General features: G+C 34.5%; 1 protein-coding gene. It reads left to right on the top strand.

Annotated elements, in window-relative coordinates; all coding sequences use genetic code 11:
- Window positions 1-368 (top strand): relaxase/mobilization nuclease domain-containing protein (locus tag ACH5TX_RS00120; RefSeq protein WP_439337536.1); only part of this gene is annotated, 368 nt, incomplete at both ends.

The raw sequence follows: 368 nt of genomic DNA, 5'->3' as shown, positions 1-368 counted from the left end.
ATTAGAAGCCATAACAAGACAATTTATAAAAGAGATGCAATTAAAGGAACGGCAAGCTATAGCATTTGTACATCAGGATAAAGAACATAAGCACATTCATTTATATGTCAATCGTATCGACTTTAAAGGCGTTGCTTATAATGACAGTTTTATTGGGAAACGAAGTCAATTGGCAGCGGAAAAAACAGCAGAACATATGGGACTGACCACCGTTAAGCAAATCCAATTTGAAAAGGAATTTAATCTAAAAGAAATACGAACTGAGATCAAACGCAGGCATGACCTGACTATGAAACAATTCAAACCCAAATCTTTTGATGATTATATAAAATCCATGCAAGCCAATGGAGTAAAAGTCATACCAACAA

This window comes from Thalassobellus citreus (assembly GCF_044385915.1).
Classification (GTDB): Bacteria; Bacteroidota; Bacteroidia; order Flavobacteriales; family Flavobacteriaceae; genus Thalassobellus; species Thalassobellus citreus.
This window is presented reverse-complemented; position numbering and strand designations above follow the sequence as displayed.